Here is a 17,801-nt window from a genome sequence, read left to right on the forward strand (position 1 = left end):
AACACAAGAATTAATTTTACAGGTTTCAACTCGAAAAGTCAACAACTTTTTAAAATTAATTTTTTTGTTTGTTTAAAGCATTTTGTTTGTTTATGTCGTTTGCTTCGTCCGACAAGTAAATACTATACACGCTTATCAACACTTTAACAACGCTAAAAATTACACTATTTCTATTGTTAACAAACCTTTCCAACTCAATACACGAACTTTATAACCTTTTTGCACACCCAAGTTCTTATTATGATACATTAATCCCTCTAAATCTCACTACAATTATAGAAAACGCACTATAAAACAAACTTTAATTTATTTTACATTTTTTTAACTTTCTTACTAAACTAAAATAGAACTACCTATAAAGGTAGTTCTATTTTAGTTTAGTAACCTTGTCATAACACTATTACTTACATTTCAGTTCTTCCCATTATTGCTTTGGATAGTGTTACCTCATCTGCATATTCTAAATCTCCCCCAACTGAAAGACCTTGCGCCAATCTAGTAACAGTAATGCCAATCGGTTTAACTAGACGAGAGATATACATTGCTGTCGATTCACCTTCCAAGTTAGGATTCATTGCTAGAATCAATTCTTTTACTTCATCATTTTTTAAACGTTCTATTAATGATGGAATGTTAATATCTTCTGGACCAATGCCATCCATAGGTGATATCGAACCATGCAATACATGATATAGTCCTTTATACTCTCGCATTTTCTCCATTGCAATAACATCTTTATCATCTTCTACCACACAAATAACCGAACGATCTCTATGTTTATCTTCACATATATAACATGGATCATTTTCTGTAATGTGACCACAAACACTACAATAAGTAAGCTCTCGCTTTACATCAACTAAGGCTTTAGCAAATTGTACTACGTCATCTTCTTTCATATCTAATACATGAAACGCCAGACGTTGAGCCGTCTTCGGTCCAATGCCTGGCAGTTTCATGAAACTATCAATGAGTTTAGAAATTGGTTCTGGATAATGCATATTATCACATACCTGGAATGTTTAAGCCTTGCGTATGCTTACCTAAACGTTCTTGTGTAAGTTCATCAGCTTTATTCATCGCTTCATTAGTTGCAGCAATTACAAGATCTTGTAACATTTCGATATCATCTGGATCTACAGCTTCTTCTTTGATTTCTACATCTAATACTTCTTTATGACCAGAAACAGTTACTGTTACCATTCCGCCACCAGCTGTACCTTGTACTTTTTCTTCTTTTAATTTTTCTTGTTCTTCGCCCATTTTCTTTTGCATTTTTTGCATTTGTTTCATCATTTGTTGCATATTTCCGCCACCGCGCATAATATATCCTCCTTAAATCTTCTATATAAAGTCATTAATTATTTGCTTTTATTTTATTATACATACCTTTTTAATCATTGTCATGTATCACTCTTCATCTAATACATTCACTGTACTTTCACCGAAAAGGTCTTTCGCTTTTTGAACGACGTCTACAGTTTCACTTTCCTTCTGCTGCGATGTATTGTGTTCTTCGCTTCCTTCTTGAGTATTACCAACACTTGTACCTTTTCTATTTTGAATGTATTCCGTTCTCACTCTCATCCATTGATCGGCAGGTACGCCTACGACTTTTACCGTCTTATCTATTATCTTACATACTACATTTTCTATATTTGTACGTTTTTCATCATCTTTATTTACAATTTCACAATGAATTTCCTCTTCTAACTTAATTAGCACATGCGTTTCACTCGCAGCAACAGGTTCTGAGTTTTGCAATAAGCTAACTAATGATTTCATATCATTTGTTTTAGCGTGATCCACTACTTCATTCCAGTGATCTTTCAACAATTTAATATCGTCTTTATTAGCTTTGTCTAACACTTTGGCTATCTGTTGCATTGAAAAAGCATTCTTATTTTGGTTATTCCTGCTATTCGCTGATCTTTTAGTTTGCTGTTGTGGTGCTCCACTTACGGATACACCTTGCGCCTTTATTGCTTTAAGTTCATTTTCAAGTTGTTCCATTCTTTGCAGTAACACATCATTGTTGGGTTCTGCTGCCACACTTGTTGTAGCAATTGTTTGTACATGCTCTGGTTGTGCTTTTATCATTTCAGCAATTTTTACCAATAGTACTTCAAAGTGCACATTCTGGTTTACACTGAATCGAATTGATACAAGCGTGTCATTTATAACATCTATCATTTTATACAATGTATCTAAATCATAATGTAAAAGTGCGTCATGTGCGCCTTCTTGATTCGAAGTCTTATTCATAATTGTATCTCTCACAAAGTAAATCATATCATTAATCAACCTATTGACTTCTTTACCTTCTGAAACAAATTGATGGTATGTCGCAAATGCAGACTTCACATCTCCACTTGCTATTTCTTTAAACAAATCATTAAGTGCACTCGCATCTACGCTCCCAGTCACATTCAGTGCATCTTGCAATGTAAGATGGTCGTCTCCGAATGCAATCGCTTGATCCATGATACTCAACGCATCCCTCATACCACCTTCAGAGGCTTTTGCAATAAATTCCAGCGCTGCATCATCATATTCTATAGATTGTGATTGTGCCACAAATTTTAGTCGTTCAACAATTTCATCATGCCCAATCGCTTTAAAATCAAATCGCTGTGCCCTAGAAATAATTGTTGGAGGTATCTTATGTGGTTCTGTTGTCGCTAAGATAAATATTGCATGTGCTGGTGGCTCTTCTAATGTTTTTAATAATGCATTAAATGCACCTGTAGTTAACATATGCACTTCATCAATAATATAAACTTTGAATTTTGATTCACTAGGGGCATATTTAACTTTATCTCTTATATTTCTTATTTCATCTACACCATTATTACTCGCAGCATCAATTTCAATAACATCTGAATTTGTACCTCGCGTAATACCTTTACAAATCGCACATTCATTGCAAGGCTCTCCATCAGAACGTTCTAAACAATTAATCGCTTTCGCAAATACTTTAGCGATACTCGTCTTTCCTGTTCCTCTCGGCCCACTAAAAATATAGGCATGCGATTGTTTGTTTTTTGATATCGCATTGCGCAACGTCTTTGTTACGTGTTCCTGTCCGACAACATCTTCAAAGCTTTGCGGACGAAACATTCTATATAATGCTTGATAATTCACTTTCGCACCTCCAATAGCGTTCAACAGTTATTATACATTTTATTTCGGCATTGTGAATATCAATTAAATGATTCAGGATAGACCACGGTACCTACAGGTCTATCTATAAGTTGATCCCACAAAAATTTCACCATAAAGTATTCGGATGGTACGTCAAAAGGACTATCAATGTCGTAATCTTTTGCTTCCTCATACCCAAATTTACCATAGTAATTTGGGTCGCCCAGCACAACAATCGTTGTATAGTCTAATGCTTTTACACGTTCCTCTACTGCTTGAATCAACGCTTTTCCCAAACCTTTGTTACGATATTCTGGCAATACAGACAATGGTGCAAGGGCTAAGGCAGTATATGTTGTATCATCACTTACAATCTTCACTTCTGACAACATTATATGTCCTACAACGTCTCCATTTTCATTTTTCGCGACAACTTCTAATTCATAATTATATTCTGGAGCTTCTCTTAATCTCACTACTAATTCTTGTTCGTCATGATTCGATTCAACCACATCTTCAAACGCTGCCTTTATCGCCTGTAAACTCGTGTCATAATCATTTTCTGTTAAAGAACTCAAATAAATTTGCATTGGCGCCTCCTCTTAGCTATACCATAAATAAATTGTTTCAATAACACCTTTAATCTTCATTCACAAACTATTCCTTATAATAACAAATTATTTATTATATTTTAATATAAAAAAAGAGCGACTGCTATCAAAAGACAAGTCACTCACTCTATATGTAAATCATTATATTAATAATTAAAGCCGTGCACCTTCGCTTCGAGTGTGTATCATAAACGTTACCGAAGTCGACAGCTAAATCTCGGCAACCCTACGGCACATATGATGATCCACTTAATGCTGCTTCCGTCAGGACCTGACATGATTCATGGGTTCATATTGCATAGGACCGAAATCTTCAAACACTACGTGCTTCGGGCTGCTTCACAAAAACACAGCCTCAGCAAAGGAATTAAGTCTCGCATAAAGCGGATTTCGAGTACAGGGAACCGCTACCTCCCCACCTAGCACGGCAAAATATATCATACTATAATCAGACACTGAAATGCAAGTATAAGCTTTCATTCATTATATTATTTTTATTTCAACTATTTTCTTATTTAATATGAAGTGCATTAAACACATCCATTACATCTTAATGCCTTCTCGAAAAGTCATTGAATTTAAAGTCAGTAGCTAAATGTCTAGAGATATTATACTGGAATTTAGTTGTATCCTCTAAATGAACTATCCCTCTCACTGTTGCAGTATAAGGTGCAACATCATCCCCGAATATATCGTATTCTAATGTTCCAAACGGCTCAAAAGTGATAGATTTATTCGAATAACTTATAACTAAATTCAACTCATTTTCAATATAAGCATATAATGATTGTTGTGCAATCGACTCAGTAATGCCCGGAATAATATCTTTAACAAAGTAATCTTCATCAATAATTTTCACTTGATTATTTATACTTCTTGTACGAATTAAATGCCACAACCTCGTCGTACCACTAATTTCTAAAGCTGACTTAACATAAGGAACCTCATTCGCTGTTATACTTTCCAGCACTTCAACAGTCGTTTCATGTTGTAAACCTAAACCCTGTTGCACTTCACTAAAACTAATAAGGTCAGAAAAAGGAAATTCAGTTAATCCTTGATATATCACTACAGATCCTTTGCCGCGAATTTTTTGTATCATCCCATCACGTACTAATAGGTTCAGTGCTTTACGTACGGTTTCTCGTGATGATTGATACTGTTCTACCAATTCATTCTCTGACGGTAATTGAGCACCGTACACTAAATTTGATTCCAAGATGTCTTTACGAAGCGTTTCATATATCGTAATAAATTTTTTCTGTACCATTGTCGTCCACTCTCTTACCTTTTTTAATATTACTGTTGTATCACAATAGAACCAAACCCGGTAATCTGATTACCAGTTATTGTACCGTTAGTAATCATCACTTCTCCTTCTAAATTGATATTTGCAGGTATTTCACATGATTCTTTAGAAAAATTAGCAATAATTAACCACGTTTCTTCATTATAGTGACGTTTATAAATAAATAGTTTATCGTGCTCCATATGCAAAGGCTCAATACTGCCATAAGTCACAATGTCGTGTTCATGTCTTAATTGTATTAACTTTCTATACGTATGCAACACTGAATTCTCATCATTTATGGCAGTTTCTACATTAATGCTATGATAATTTTCAGGGATATCAATCCACGGTTGTCCAGTTGTAAATCCTGCATTTTCTAAATTTGACCATTGTACTGGCGTTCTAGAGTTATCTCGTGATTTTTGACCTAATATTTCAAGTATTTCACTTTCTTCAAATCCACGTTCTTTCATATTATCATATGCGTTTAGCGACTCAACATCTCTATATTGATTAATATCATTAAAATGAGGATCGGTCATACCAATTTCTTCACCTTGATAAATATATGGTGTTCCTTGTAACATATGCAAGACCGTTGCTAGCATCTTGGCACTTTCTTGATGATTGTGCGGTGTCGAGTCGTCACCAAATCTAGAAACAACTCTAGGTTGATCATGATTGCACCAGAATATAGCATTCCAACCATTCCCATCATATATACCAAGTTGCCACTCCATTAAAATTTCTTTCAATTTATGAAAGTTTAACTTTGCATTCGTCCATTTTTCACCATTTACATAATCTACTTTCAAGTGATGGAAGTTAAATACACTGCTCAATTCTTGACGTTCAGGGTTAGAGTACTTAATACAATCTTCAATAGTTGTAGAAGACATTTCCCCGACAGTCATCATCTCTCGATTACCGAAAGTATGCTGGTTCATTTCATGTAAATATTCATGTACACGCGGTCCATCAGTATAAAATTCCTTACCAATATATTGCGAATCTTTAAATTCACCTTTAGAAATTAAGTTTATGACATCAAATCTAAAGCCATCAACACCAAAGTCTATCCAATAATTTATAATGTCATATAGTGCCTTTCTTACTTCCGGATTATCCCAATTTAAATCTGCTTGCGTCACATCGAACAGATGTAAATAGTATGATTCTGTTTTAGGATCATATTTCCAGGCATTTCCCCCAAATTTAGATTCCCAGTTTGTCGGCGGTCTATTGTCTGCAGAGCGTCTAAAGAAATAATAATCTCTATATGGACTTTCTTGATCTTCATAGGCTTTTTTAAACCATTCGTGATCTGTAGAAGTATGATTGATTACAATATCCATCATGATTTTCAAGTTACGTTGATGCGCTTTTGCAATGAGTGACTTTAAATCTTCAATTGTCCCAAATCGCTCATTGATCTTATAGTAATTACTTATATCGTATCCGTTATCATTCATCGGAGACTCATACACTGGCGTTAGCCATAAATAATCGACCCCTAAATATTGTAAGTAGTCTAACTTTTCTATAATGCCTTGAATATCTCCTTCACCACTACCCGTTGTGTCATTAAAAGACTTCGGATAAATTTGATAGACGACTGATTTTCTCCAATCATTTTGTTCCATATTTAAAACCACCTTAAGTTATTATTTGAAAAAAACTCGCTAATATCATTTAGCGAGTTTAATTGTTGGCTGTCACGCCCTATTCATCGACAAGTTCTTTCGTTTCTTCTTTACTAAATCTTGATAAAAAGACTGTTAGTATAAATGGTACACATATCGCTATAATGATACAAATACCATATACTAACCAATATTCTTTTTGTATAGAAATAATTGCCGGTACACCTCCGACACCTACATTACCTAGCACTCTATTAGCGCCTATAAACGCACCCAATACACCTGATGTAATGATAGATGCAATAAATGGATATTTTAATGGCAAGTTCACACCAAACATCGCTGGTTCTGTCACTCCTAAGAAACCAGATATACCTGAAGTCATTGCTAAACCTTGTTCCTTGCCCATTTTTCTTTTTTTATAAATATACCATGCACCAAATGCCGCAGAACCTTGACAGATATTAGAAATAGCAAGGATTGGCCATAAATACGTTCCGCCAAGTTCGCTTCCCATCAATTGGAAATCAACAGCCAAGAACATATGATGTAAACCAGTGATTACTAGCGGCGCGTAAAACAGACCATAAATCGCTCCGCCTAACCAACCTGCATGTTCAAAAACAAATGTCACACCGTTTGTGATTCCAGTTCCTAACCATAATGCAAGCGGCCCAATAATGATAAATGACAAGAACCCTGTTATTAATAATGCAACAGGCCCAACGACTAGCATTTTAATAGAATCATGCACTACTTTATTTAAGCCCTTTTCAATCTGCGCTAATACATAAGAAGCCAACAGTATCGGCAATACTTGTCCTTGATAATTCAATTGTTTAATTTCTAAACCGAAGATATGCCAAGTTGGTATATGACCTTTAGCGATATCATACTGTGACACAAGTTGTGGGTTCATCAATACTAATCCGAGTACCAAACCTAGAATTTGACTACCACCAAACACTCTCATACTACTCCACCCAATAAGTGCCGGTAGGAAGATAAATGCTGTGCTTGCAATCACATTTATAATATTAGAAAAGTCGCCAAGTTGCGGAAATTGTTCAACTAATGGTTTTGGACCAAACAAACCTTTCATCGTCAATAAGTTGTTTATTCCCATTAACAAACCTGCAGTAACGATTGCCGGCAAGATTGGTATAAAGATATCTCCCAACAATTTAATCAATCTTTGAACCGGGTTACCCTTTTTAGCTGCGGCTGACTTTGCGTCTTCCTTCGAAGCTTCAGTCGTACCTGTTACTTCAACAAACTGTTTATATACTTCATCAACAGTTCCCGGGCCAATAACAATTTGGTATTGATTGTCCGCCTTAAACTGCCCTTTAACTAAATCGTTGTTACTCAATCTATCTTTATCCACTTTATCATCATCTTTTAAGACTAATCTTAAGCGTGTGACACAATGCGTTGCTGTGTCCAAATTTTCTTTGCCCCCAACCGCTTCGACTATATCTTCTACATCTTTCTTTTTCACAGCCATGATGATCCACTCCCTTACATTTTGTAATTAACCAAAGTATAACTTGTCTATACAAGTTTTGTAAAGGCTTTCATTTGAAAATGTTTTACTTCTTAAAGTAACCTATTGTAAAACGATAACAATTTATAATGTATAAGCACTTTTTAAGCGCAACTGGAACCATCAAGCTTACGACACTTAATAAAAAACTCAAATGTAAATAATATGATTAACGATATCTTCGACTATAGAATGTAATGGCTTTAACATGGATAGTTCGTTTCATAGCCACGTTCAATCTGTTATACATCTTTCACTGCAGACAAAAAAGACCACCACTTAATACATATTAAGTGGTGGTCAAATCTATTTATTAGTCTTGGTTTTAAAAAACAATGGCGGAGGAAGAGGGATTCGAACCCCCGCGAGCCGTTAAGCCCCTGTCGGTTTTCAAGACCGATCCCTTCAGCCGGACTTGGGTATTCCTCCAAACGAACACAATAATTATAATATTATAGCCCGTCATAAAAGTCAAACATTTTTTTGTGTTACACCAGTGTTTTTTCTTTCAAATATTCATCAACTGAATTCGCTACAGCTCTACCCTCTTGAATCGCCCATACGACAAGGCTTTGACCTCTTCTTGCGTCACCAGCAGCAAAGATATGAGGTTGATTCGTTCTAAAATCTTTATTATCAGCAACGATTTTATTACGTTCAGTTTGAATATCAAACGCATGAGGAACTGTTGTTTCTGTACCAATAAAGCCAATAGATAATAATACTAAGTCAGCAGGCCAATGGCGTTCTGTCCCATCAACAACGACCATGCCTTCATCCGTTTCTTCTAAAATTTGAGTATATACACCTTTAATATTTCCAATGTGATCCACATCATAACGCATTGTTTGTACACCGTATGCACGTGGTTCAAAACCAAAGCGTGATTGATATTCTTTATGTGCATAATCCATTTTAAATACCGGCATTGCCAATGGCCAATACGTATTTTCATCAAATTCTATTTCTTCTGGTTGTTTTGTGTATTTGTTAAATTGAACAATTGACTTGCAATTTTCACGTAATGCAGTTGCAACACAGTCTGCCCCTGTATCACCGGCACCGATAACAATAACATTTTTGCCTTCAGCTGTGATTGTAGGTTCACTCAATTCACCATTCAATACTTGCATTTGTTCAGTCAAATAATCCATAGCAAAGTGAATACCTTGACCCATACGTCCTTCTAATGGTAAATCTCTTGCATTTTGCGATCCTGTACAAAGAATAATAGCATCGTGACGTTCATTTAATTCCTCTCTACTGATGTCGACACCAATTTCCGTATCAGTTACAAACTCAATACCTGAATCTTGCATAATTTTAATTCTACGACGAATCACATCTTTATCCAATTTCATATTTGGTATACCATACATCAATAGACCACCTGCTTCATGCGCACGTTCATAAACAGTTACATTGTAACCTAATTTATTCAACTCATCTGCAGCAGTCAAACCAGCTGGACCACTCCCAACAATTGCGACCGTTTCATTTTTTCGTTCAGTCGGAATTGTCGGTTGTACCCATCCATTTTCATAAGCTTCATCAATAATTGTTCTCTCAATACCTTTAATAGCTACAGATTCACGATTAATCTTCATGACACATGACTGCTCGCATGGAGCTGGACAAACACGCCCTGTAAATTCCGGAAAATTATTTGTTTCGCTCAAACGTTCATATGCCGTTTTAAAATCGTGTCTATACACGAGATCATTCCATTCAGGAATATAGTTACCAATAGGACAACCTATCGTCTCTCTACCAAACGGTTCACCTGTCTGACAAAATGGTGTGCCACAATCCATACAGCGCGCCCCTTGTTCAGCCGCTTCCTCATTGGTAAATCTTTGTTGAAAAGCTTCGTGATTATTTAAACGATCAACTAGTGACAATTCATGTAGTTGTTGTTTTTCATAATTCATAAATCCTTTGAATTCACCCATGATAAATCCCCCCTCTACGATTAATAAACGGCACTCAATTGTTGTTCTGATTCAATATGTGTGCGTTTGTCATTAAATGCTTTTAATAAAGCTTCATCTAATTGACTTGAATTACGTTTTTGTAAATCTATTTTTTGCATCATTAATTTGTAATCTTTAGGTATCACTTTTACAACTTTATCAGCAATATTATCAAAATCTGCTAATATCTCTTTCGCTTTGGTACTATCGGTATATTTAACATGTGCTTCTAGCATCTCTTTTAATACTGAGCGTTCTTCCTTTACCGTAATAGCATCGAAATCAAGCGTATCTAACTTATGTTCTTTCTTAAACTGTTTAACGTCTGATGGGAAGATATAACTTACGCCTCCACTCATACCTTGGCCAAAGTTCTTACCAACATCACCAAGGATCACAATACGTCCACCAGTCATATACTCTAAACCATGATCTCCTATGCCTTCGACAACTGCTTGGACACCACTATTACGAATACAGAAACGTTCTCCTGCTTTACCATTGATAAATGCTTTACCTTCAGAAGCACCATAGAAACAAACATTTCCGGCTATAATTTCTTGTTCGCGTTGTTTATTAGGTGCATTGATAATAATTTTACCGCCAGATAAGCCTTTACCTACATAGTCATTGGCATCACCAGTATGATGCACTGTAAAGCCTTTTGGTGTATATGCCGCTAAGCTTTGACCAGCATGGCCAGTTGTTTTAGCATAAATAGAATCCTCAGGTAATCCTGCTGTACCATGCACTCTTGTTATTGCACTGCCCGTAATTACACCAACGTCACGCTGTTCATTATTTAATACATATTCACCTGTAAATGTGCCACCTTGCTCAATTGCCTCTTGCGCTTCAGGATATAGTCTCGTCATGTCTAGACTGACATCAAGATGATGATCTTGTTCAATTTTCTTAAAGCGATCACCTTCATGCTGATACAATAATGCTTCAACATCCATCGCCGCAGCTTTAGGTCGACGCGAAGCCAAGTTGCCTGTACGTTGTAACAAATCTGTTCTACCAATTAATTCTTCTACTGATTTCAAACCTAATTCTGCTAATATTTCTCTTAGCTCTTCAGCGATAAAGTGCATAAAGTTAACGACATGATCTGCACGACCATTATACAAAGCACGCAAGTCTTGGTTTTGTGTTGCTATACCTACTGGACATGTATCCTTATGGCACACGCGCATCATAATACAACCTAACACCACAAGTGGTGCCGTTGCGAAACCAAATTCTTCTGCACCAAGCGCACAAGCATAAGCAACATCTTTACCAGTCAGTAATTTACCGTCTGTTTCCACTTTCACTCTAGATCTTAAATCATTCATCATTAAAGTCTGATGCGTTTCAGCAAGACCAATTTCCCATGGCACCCCAGCATGTTGAATACTTGTTTTAGGTGAAGCACCTGTACCACCGTCATAGCCACTGATAACAATTTTATCGGCGTAGGCTTTTGCAACACCTGCAGCTATTGTGCCGACACCCGTTTTAGAAACAAGTTTCACTGTGATATTCGCTTCTTTATTCGCATTTTTCAAATCATGAATCAACTGAGCCAAATCTTCTATTGAATAAATATCATGGTGTGGTGGTGGTGAAATCAAACCAATACCAGGTGTTGACCCTCTGACTTCAGCAATCCAAGGATATACCTTTGTACCTGGCAACTGTCCACCTTCACCTGGCTTCGCACCTTGAGCTACTTTGATTTGTATTTCTTTTGCATGTTGTAAATAATCACTTGTAACACCGAATCTACCTGATGCAACTTGCTTGATGGCACTTGAATGATCGCGACCTTCTTCATCTATAGTATAGCGTTCTGGGTTTTCCCCACCTTCACCACTATTACTCTTACCACCCATACGATTCATAGCTTCTGCTAATGTTTGGTGTGCTTCTTCCGAAATAGAACCATAACTCATCGCTCCAGTGTTGAAACGCTTAACAATCTCACTTGCCGGTTCTACTTGACTAATATCAATTGGTTCTTGTGTCTTGAATTCCATTAAATGTCGGATATGGTCTGTACGTTTATGATTTACTTCAGTTGAAAATTGCTTGAATTTTGCATAGTCATTCGAGCGACAAGCATGTTGTAATAAATGAATTGAAGTCGGATTAAACGCGTGATGTTGACCTTGCTGACGCCATTGGAATGTACTGCCTGATTCAATATATTCACTTTTCGGCGTTTGTCTCGCTTTATTCTCACGGTCTATCATATCTATTGAAATACCAGATAATTTAGATTGTGTTCCCGTAAAGTATTTATCGATTACTTCATCAGATAAACCAATAGCCTCAAAAATTTGAGCACCTTGGTAACTTTGCACTGTTGATATACCCATCTTAGCCATCACTTTAATGACACCTTCAGATAATGTATCCGTATAAGCTTGCACATTTTCAGCAACTTCACCATCGATACGTTTATTTAGCACTAATTGTTCTATCGTTCTTTGTGCTAAATAAGGTACGACTGCATTTGCCCCATAACCTAATAAGCAAGCAACATGATGCACTTCTCTTGTTTCACCTGATAAAGCAACCAAACTCGTACGCATACGTAAGCCTTCTCTTATTAACAACTGATGAATATGGCTAAGAGCTAACAGCATAGGCATTGCGTAGCCATCTTCAGACGCAAGTACTCTATCGTCTAGCACCAAGATTTCATTACCTTCTTGGACAGCATGAATTGCTTGTTCACCTAATTTTTCCAATGCTGTTTCAAGATCTTCACTATATATAGTAGATAAATGTTTCACATTAAATCTACTATTTTCAATCGTTGCTAATTGACTTTCAGTAATGACAGGTTTTTTCAGTTGAATTCTGTTCAAGACATCTTCATTTGGCTCTAATAAATTACCTTCACTACCAAGATAGCTCAACTCACTTGTTACTATTTTTTCACGATAAGCATCAATTGGTGGATTGGTAACCTGTGCAAAGAGTTGTTTAAAATAGTTAAACAACGTTTCGTCTTTTTCATTTAACACAGCTATCGGCACATCGTAGCCCATCGCACCGATTGGATCTTTCTTACTTTCTACCAATTCGGTCATGTATTTGTCCATTTCTTCCTTAGTGTAAACAAATTGCTTTTGTAATTTAGTTAATGTCTCTTCCGTCCAATCAGACGCTTCATATTTCACTTGATCTAATTTTAAATCTACGGAAAATTGCTCCAACCAACTTTCATACGGCAATTCATCTGCAATACGTGCCTTAAGTTCATTATTTTCAACGACTTTATTTTCTTTGAAGTCTACTAGTAATAACTTACCTGGATTTAATTGACCTTTAAAAGCAACATCTTCCTCCGGTACATCAATTACACCAACCTCTGATGAAAAGACGATATAGTTATCATTCGTAATTGTATAACGTCCTGGACGCAAACCATTTCGGTCAGTTAATGCACCAATTTTATCCCCGTTACAGAAAGAAATCATCGTCGGTCCATCCCAAGGCTCCATTAAATAACTATAGAACTCATAAAATGCACGTACATTCGCATCATTTGCCTTATTATATAACCATGGTTCTGGAATCATCAGCATAGCAGCACGTTCAGGTTCCATAGCTAATGATAAGAATTCTAATGCATTATCTACAATAGCAGAGTCACTACCATCTTCATCAACTATTTCTTTAACTTTATCTTTTTCAGCACCAAATACAGTTTCGATTAATTCGTTTTGTCTTGCTCTCATCCAATTGACGTTACCCTTAATCGTATTGATTTCACCATTGTGCATTAATAATCTATTTGGATGCGCACGTTTCCAACTTGGAAATGTATTAGTACTAAATCTAGAATGCACCAAACCTAACTTAGAAACATAAGCTTCATGATTTAAATCCAAGTATAATGCTTTAATTTGGTCTGAACGTAACCAACCTTTATAAACAATTGTTCTATTAGACAAACTAGTAAAATATAAATCCAAATCTTGTTGATTTGCATAATTTTCGATTTGTTTACGAGCTAAAAAAAGCATGCGTTCTACATGTGAAACATCATTTAAAGCAACGAATACTTGTTGAATATGCGGCATTGTTGCTGCAACGTGTGGTGCAATCGCCGTCACATCTACAGGCACATCTCTATAGCCAATTACTGATAAACCTTCCGCTTCAAAATGCGCATTAAATTGTGCTTCATGATTAGAACCGGCTATTTTTTCTTTAGCAAAAAACATACCTACTGCGTAATGACCTTCTGCTGGTAATTCTAAATCTGTATATTTTGAAAAGTAGTCATAAGGCACTTCAGTCATAATACCTGCCCCATCACCTGTAACGCCGTCAGCTCCAACACCGCCACGATGATCTAGTCTACGTAACATTTCTAATGATTTTTCAACGATATCATGATTTCTGTTATTATCCATATTGGCATAAAATCCTATACCACATGCATCATGTTCTTCACGACTATCATATAAGCCCAATTTTTTATTATATTCGAGCATGATGTTCACCTCTTTTACGAAAATTCTGAATATTAAATAAGTAAGTAAACTATATAGCAGTAAATTAATCTGTTCAATATATAAATTAGATGATATCATTCTAATTAATAGAACAATAGTTGATTAATGGGGGATTAAATATTGGAGATAAAGCAATTAAAGTACTTTATAGAAGTTGCCAAACGTGAACATTTATCTGAGGCAGCACTTGAATTAGATATCGCGCAATCAGCAATTAGTAGACAAATTACTCAGTTAGAAGAAGAATTGCAAGTTACATTATTTAAAAGAGAAGGTCGTAACATTTATCTCACAGATTCTGGCAAACAATTATTTTCAGAAGCCACGAAAATTATTGAACAATTAGATGAAACAAAACGCCTATTTCACGAACAGTCACGCTCAAACCACTATATAATTCGTATTGGCTATGTCGAAAGTTATATCTCTCAAGTATTAACTTTATTAATTCAATCATTTGAGAATAAAAGTGAATCCATTATCGAACCAATCTTAATGGAAGAAGGTGAAATCATTAGCTCCTTATTAACAGATCAAATCGATATTGGCTTTACGGATTTAACTAACGACGTCAAACAGAATCAACGCCTAAAGACTAATCCATTGTTCGAAGAGAACTATCATATCTACGCACCTAAAGATGACCCCATCACAATGGCAACCAATCCACCGTTAGTTCAATTCTCAACTAAATCAATTTACGAATTTTATCCATTACCAAACAATATTAGACAAACATTAAGCAATATAGTAGAAAAGCCAATCCGAACTGTAACACATCCGCAACTCGCTCAATATTTATTAAATCACGAACGTGGTTATATTATCACTGCGACGTATCATTTTTTAGAGCGTAACCCTAGCAAATGGGTTGATATACCATTGAATCACACCGAACTTAAACGTACAATTTGTAGCGTGATGCGTAAAGATAATCGAAAGAATGATATACAACTGATGCAATCGACGATCGAGCAATTGTTGAGTAGAAGTGCAACCTATCATTAAATTATTATAACGATTAATCAAACATATAAATCTTTGAATTCATTTTTTTACGGGCGTATAATCACATTGTCTATAGAGAGAGGATTGGAATACAACTATGAAGATGAATTCATTTTTTAAACACCCCTTCAACTGGGTTATCTTAGTGTTTTGTGTCATTTTCATCGGCTTATTTCTATTTACTTTTGTAAATGATAAATTCTACCACAATACAATTGGAGAAATTACGAAAGTGGAAAACAAATCAACTTCCAAAGTAACCGATGAACATCACAATCGTGATATCAAACACAAGCAATTATTGACGATTAAAATTTTAAACGGACAGTTCGAAGGTAAAACAGCAACCATTGAAAATACTTACATAGCTTCTCAAGCCGATAGCGAAGCATTTTCAAAACATAATAAAGTACTATTGCACATTGATAAACATCCAAACGATGCCTATATCACTGAGAAGAAACGCGACAGTCTCACAGTTGCAGTTACTGGCATCTTCTTGTTAACCGTATTGCTTGTTGGTAGAAAGATTGGTTTACAATCTTTAGTATCCTTAGTAATCAACTCTGGCGTAGTCATCTTAGCTATTATGATTCACAATCATTCACCTAATGTCAGTTTATTCTTATTAGTAAGCATCGGCATTATTATATCTACAACTTTGACATTACTACTGGTTACCGGATGGCAATGGCGAACCTTAATCACCATAGTCAGCACCTTGCTCGGTACTTTCATCTGTATTGGCATTACTCAGTTAGTTATCGAACTGACAGATGGCAAGGGCTTAAAATTTGAAACAATGAGCTTTTTAACCTTACCACCTAAAGAAGTATTTCTTTCTTCAGTTCTGATAGGTTCTCTAGGAGCAGTAATGGATGTCGCCATTACTATTGCAAGTGGCATGCATGAAATCTTGCGTCGAACACCTGATATCAGCATGACTAGATGGGCATTGGCTGGCCGAAATATAGGGCAAGATATTATGGGCACCATGACAAACATTCTATTATTTTCATATTTGTCAGGCAGCTTAGCAATGCTCCTCATTTATTTAAAAAATGGTAATACGATTACCTATACAATTTCTATGAACTGGTCATTAGAAATTTCGAGAGCGATCACAGGCGGAATTGGAATTGTCTTGACCATCCCAATAACCATTGTATTGATGCAATTATGGTTTAAACTGCGAGGTGCGAAGTAATGAGTGTCACTACAATTTTAGGTATTATATTATTGATTTTGATGTTGGTTTTCGGCGGTAAAAAAGGACTCGTATCTTATCTGACATTATTTTTAAATTTTGTCATTTTATTATTATCGATTATTATCATTATGTTTGGCGCACCCATTTATATCGTTACATTGGTTTTCTGTATCGTTATCGCTTGTTGTAATTTATTTGTACTCAATAGTTACAATACAAAAACAAAGGCTGCATTCTATGCCACGATCCTAACTACAGTGATATTAATCATCGGTATTTATCTTTCAGTTGCTATTGGCCATTTGCAAGGTTTCGCAACCGAACAACAAGATGAAACTTATATCTTTTCCATGAATATCGGTATTGATATGGTGAAATTTATGGTATTTACCATTGTGCTTGCCGTAATCGCAGTTGTTATCGACTTAGCCATAACTATTAGTTCTCCAATGTATGAGTTGAATAGAGCGAACCCTACACTCAGTCAAAGCGATTTATTCCATTCTGGTATGCGTGTAGGACGTGAAATATTAGCCACATCAGCAAATACAATTTATCTAGCATACTTTGGCGGACAACTGACATTGTTCTTTTGGTTCTTCAAACTAAATTATTCATTTGGACATATCATCAACTCAAAAATCTTTGTTCAAGAATTTATTTCAATCTTACTTGGTGGTATCGCTGTTGCAATCAGCATTCCTATCACTGCATGGTTATCTGCAATATTAATCAAGCAGCAACAACGCCATGAACAAGAAAGTGAATCTTAATTATAATAAAAAATCGTCTCTCTAGCTTATTCCTTATGCTCGAGAGACGATTTTGTTCATGTTGTATTATTTTGTATTGTTC

General features: G+C 35.7%; 12 protein-coding genes, 1 tRNA gene and 1 other RNA gene. 3 read left to right on the plus strand and 11 right to left on the minus strand.

Going from position 1 to position 17,801, the window contains the following annotated elements:
• Positions 1 to 404: 404 nt before the first annotated feature.
• The 11 genes from recR to gltB form a co-directional block, all read right to left on the minus strand.
• Complete coding sequence (gene recR, locus ACY191_RS00055) at positions 405 to 1,001, minus strand: recombination mediator RecR (RefSeq protein WP_107512541.1); 597 nt, start codon at positions 999 to 1,001, stop codon at positions 405 to 407.
• Positions 1,002 to 1,005: 4 nt separating this feature from the next.
• Positions 1,006 to 1,323 carry a YbaB/EbfC family nucleoid-associated protein gene (locus ACY191_RS00060; protein WP_002484224.1) on the minus strand — a complete coding sequence of 106 codons (318 nt, stop codon included), beginning with the start codon at positions 1,321 to 1,323 and terminating at the stop codon, positions 1,006 to 1,008.
• Between the two features lie 87 nt (positions 1,324 to 1,410).
• On the minus strand, positions 1,411 to 3,144 hold the full coding sequence (gene dnaX, locus ACY191_RS00065; protein WP_042739941.1) for a DNA polymerase III subunit gamma/tau: 1,734 nt from the start codon (positions 3,142 to 3,144) through the stop codon (positions 1,411 to 1,413).
• A 59-nt stretch (positions 3,145 to 3,203) separates the two neighbouring features.
• Positions 3,204 to 3,734 (minus strand): GNAT family N-acetyltransferase, encoded by a 531-nt coding sequence (locus ACY191_RS00070; RefSeq protein WP_042739940.1) that lies wholly within the window; start codon positions 3,732 to 3,734, stop codon positions 3,204 to 3,206.
• Positions 3,735 to 3,914: 180 nt separating this feature from the next.
• Positions 3,915 to 4,183, minus strand: an RNA gene (gene ffs, locus ACY191_RS00075) — signal recognition particle sRNA large type.
• A 122-nt stretch (positions 4,184 to 4,305) separates the two neighbouring features.
• A complete protein-coding gene (gene treR, locus ACY191_RS00080) occupies positions 4,306 to 5,025 on the minus strand; it encodes a trehalose operon repressor (RefSeq protein WP_042739939.1) in 720 nt (239 codons plus the stop codon).
• A 29-nt stretch (positions 5,026 to 5,054) separates the two neighbouring features.
• A complete protein-coding gene (treC, locus tag ACY191_RS00085; RefSeq protein ID WP_229366853.1) occupies positions 5,055 to 6,689 on the minus strand; it encodes an alpha,alpha-phosphotrehalase in 1,635 nt (544 codons plus the stop codon).
• 79 nt (positions 6,690 to 6,768) lie between these two features.
• Entirely contained in the window at positions 6,769 to 8,196 is a 1,428-nt protein-coding gene (gene treP / locus ACY191_RS00090) for a PTS system trehalose-specific EIIBC component (RefSeq protein WP_107579430.1), read from the minus strand.
• A gap of 375 nt (positions 8,197 to 8,571) precedes the next feature.
• Positions 8,572 to 8,664 (minus strand) — tRNA-Ser (locus tag ACY191_RS00095).
• A 59-nt stretch (positions 8,665 to 8,723) separates the two neighbouring features.
• The gene (locus tag ACY191_RS00100) at positions 8,724 to 10,187 is read right to left on the minus strand and encodes a glutamate synthase subunit beta (protein ID WP_042739937.1); all 1,464 of its coding nucleotides are present in this window, start codon (positions 10,185 to 10,187) and stop codon (positions 8,724 to 8,726) included.
• 20 nt (positions 10,188 to 10,207) lie between these two features.
• On the minus strand, positions 10,208 to 14,707 hold the full coding sequence (gene gltB / locus ACY191_RS00105) for a glutamate synthase large subunit (RefSeq protein ID WP_229366852.1): 4,500 nt from the start codon (positions 14,705 to 14,707) through the stop codon (positions 10,208 to 10,210).
• Positions 14,708 to 14,848: 141 nt separating this feature from the next.
• Here gltB and gltC point away from each other — a divergent pair, with 141 nt between their 5' ends.
• The 3 genes from gltC (at position 14,849) to ACY191_RS00120 (ending at position 17,719) form a co-directional block, all read left to right on the plus strand.
• The gene (gene gltC / locus ACY191_RS00110) at positions 14,849 to 15,736 is read left to right on the plus strand and encodes a glutamate biosynthesis transcriptional regulator GltC (protein ID WP_042739935.1); all 888 of its coding nucleotides are present in this window, start codon (positions 14,849 to 14,851) and stop codon (positions 15,734 to 15,736) included.
• A 97-nt stretch (positions 15,737 to 15,833) separates the two neighbouring features.
• Positions 15,834 to 16,943, plus strand: a complete 1,110-nt coding sequence (locus ACY191_RS00115; protein ID WP_042739934.1) for a YibE/F family protein — start codon at positions 15,834 to 15,836, stop codon at positions 16,941 to 16,943.
• Positions 16,943 to 17,719 carry a YibE/F family protein gene (locus ACY191_RS00120; RefSeq protein WP_042739933.1) on the plus strand — a complete coding sequence of 259 codons (777 nt, stop codon included), beginning with the start codon at positions 16,943 to 16,945 and terminating at the stop codon, positions 17,717 to 17,719. Before ACY191_RS00115 ends, ACY191_RS00120 begins: the two co-directional genes overlap by 1 nt.
• Positions 17,720 to 17,801: the final 82 nt, after the last annotated feature.

This window comes from Staphylococcus sp. TCBT05, assembly GCF_055179755.1.

Coding starts and splice junctions, on each gene's coding strand:
- recR (WP_107512541.1), bottom strand. CDS start 1,001: ATGCATTATCCAGAACCAATTTCTAAACTCATTGATAGTTTCATGAAA.
- ACY191_RS00060 (WP_002484224.1), bottom strand. CDS start 1,323: ATGCGCGGTGGCGGAAATATGCAACAAATGATGAAACAAATGCAAAAA.
- ACY191_RS00070 (WP_042739940.1), bottom strand. CDS start 3,734: ATGCAAATTTATTTGAGTTCTTTAACAGAAAATGATTATGACACGAGT.
- treR (WP_042739939.1), bottom strand. CDS start 5,025: ATGGTACAGAAAAAATTTATTACGATATATGAAACGCTTCGTAAAGAC.
- treC (WP_229366853.1), bottom strand. CDS start 6,689: ATGGAACAAAATGATTGGAGAAAATCAGTCGTCTATCAAATTTATCCG.
- treP (WP_107579430.1), bottom strand. CDS start 8,196: ATGGCTGTGAAAAAGAAAGATGTAGAAGATATAGTCGAAGCGGTTGGG.
- ACY191_RS00100 (WP_042739937.1), bottom strand. CDS start 10,187: ATGGGTGAATTCAAAGGATTTATGAATTATGAAAAACAACAACTACAT.
- gltB (WP_229366852.1), bottom strand. CDS start 14,707: ATGCTCGAATATAATAAAAAATTGGGCTTATATGATAGTCGTGAAGAA.
- ACY191_RS00115 (WP_042739934.1), top strand. CDS start 15,834: ATGAAGATGAATTCATTTTTTAAACACCCCTTCAACTGGGTTATCTTA.
- ACY191_RS00120 (WP_042739933.1), top strand. CDS start 16,943: ATGAGTGTCACTACAATTTTAGGTATTATATTATTGATTTTGATGTTG.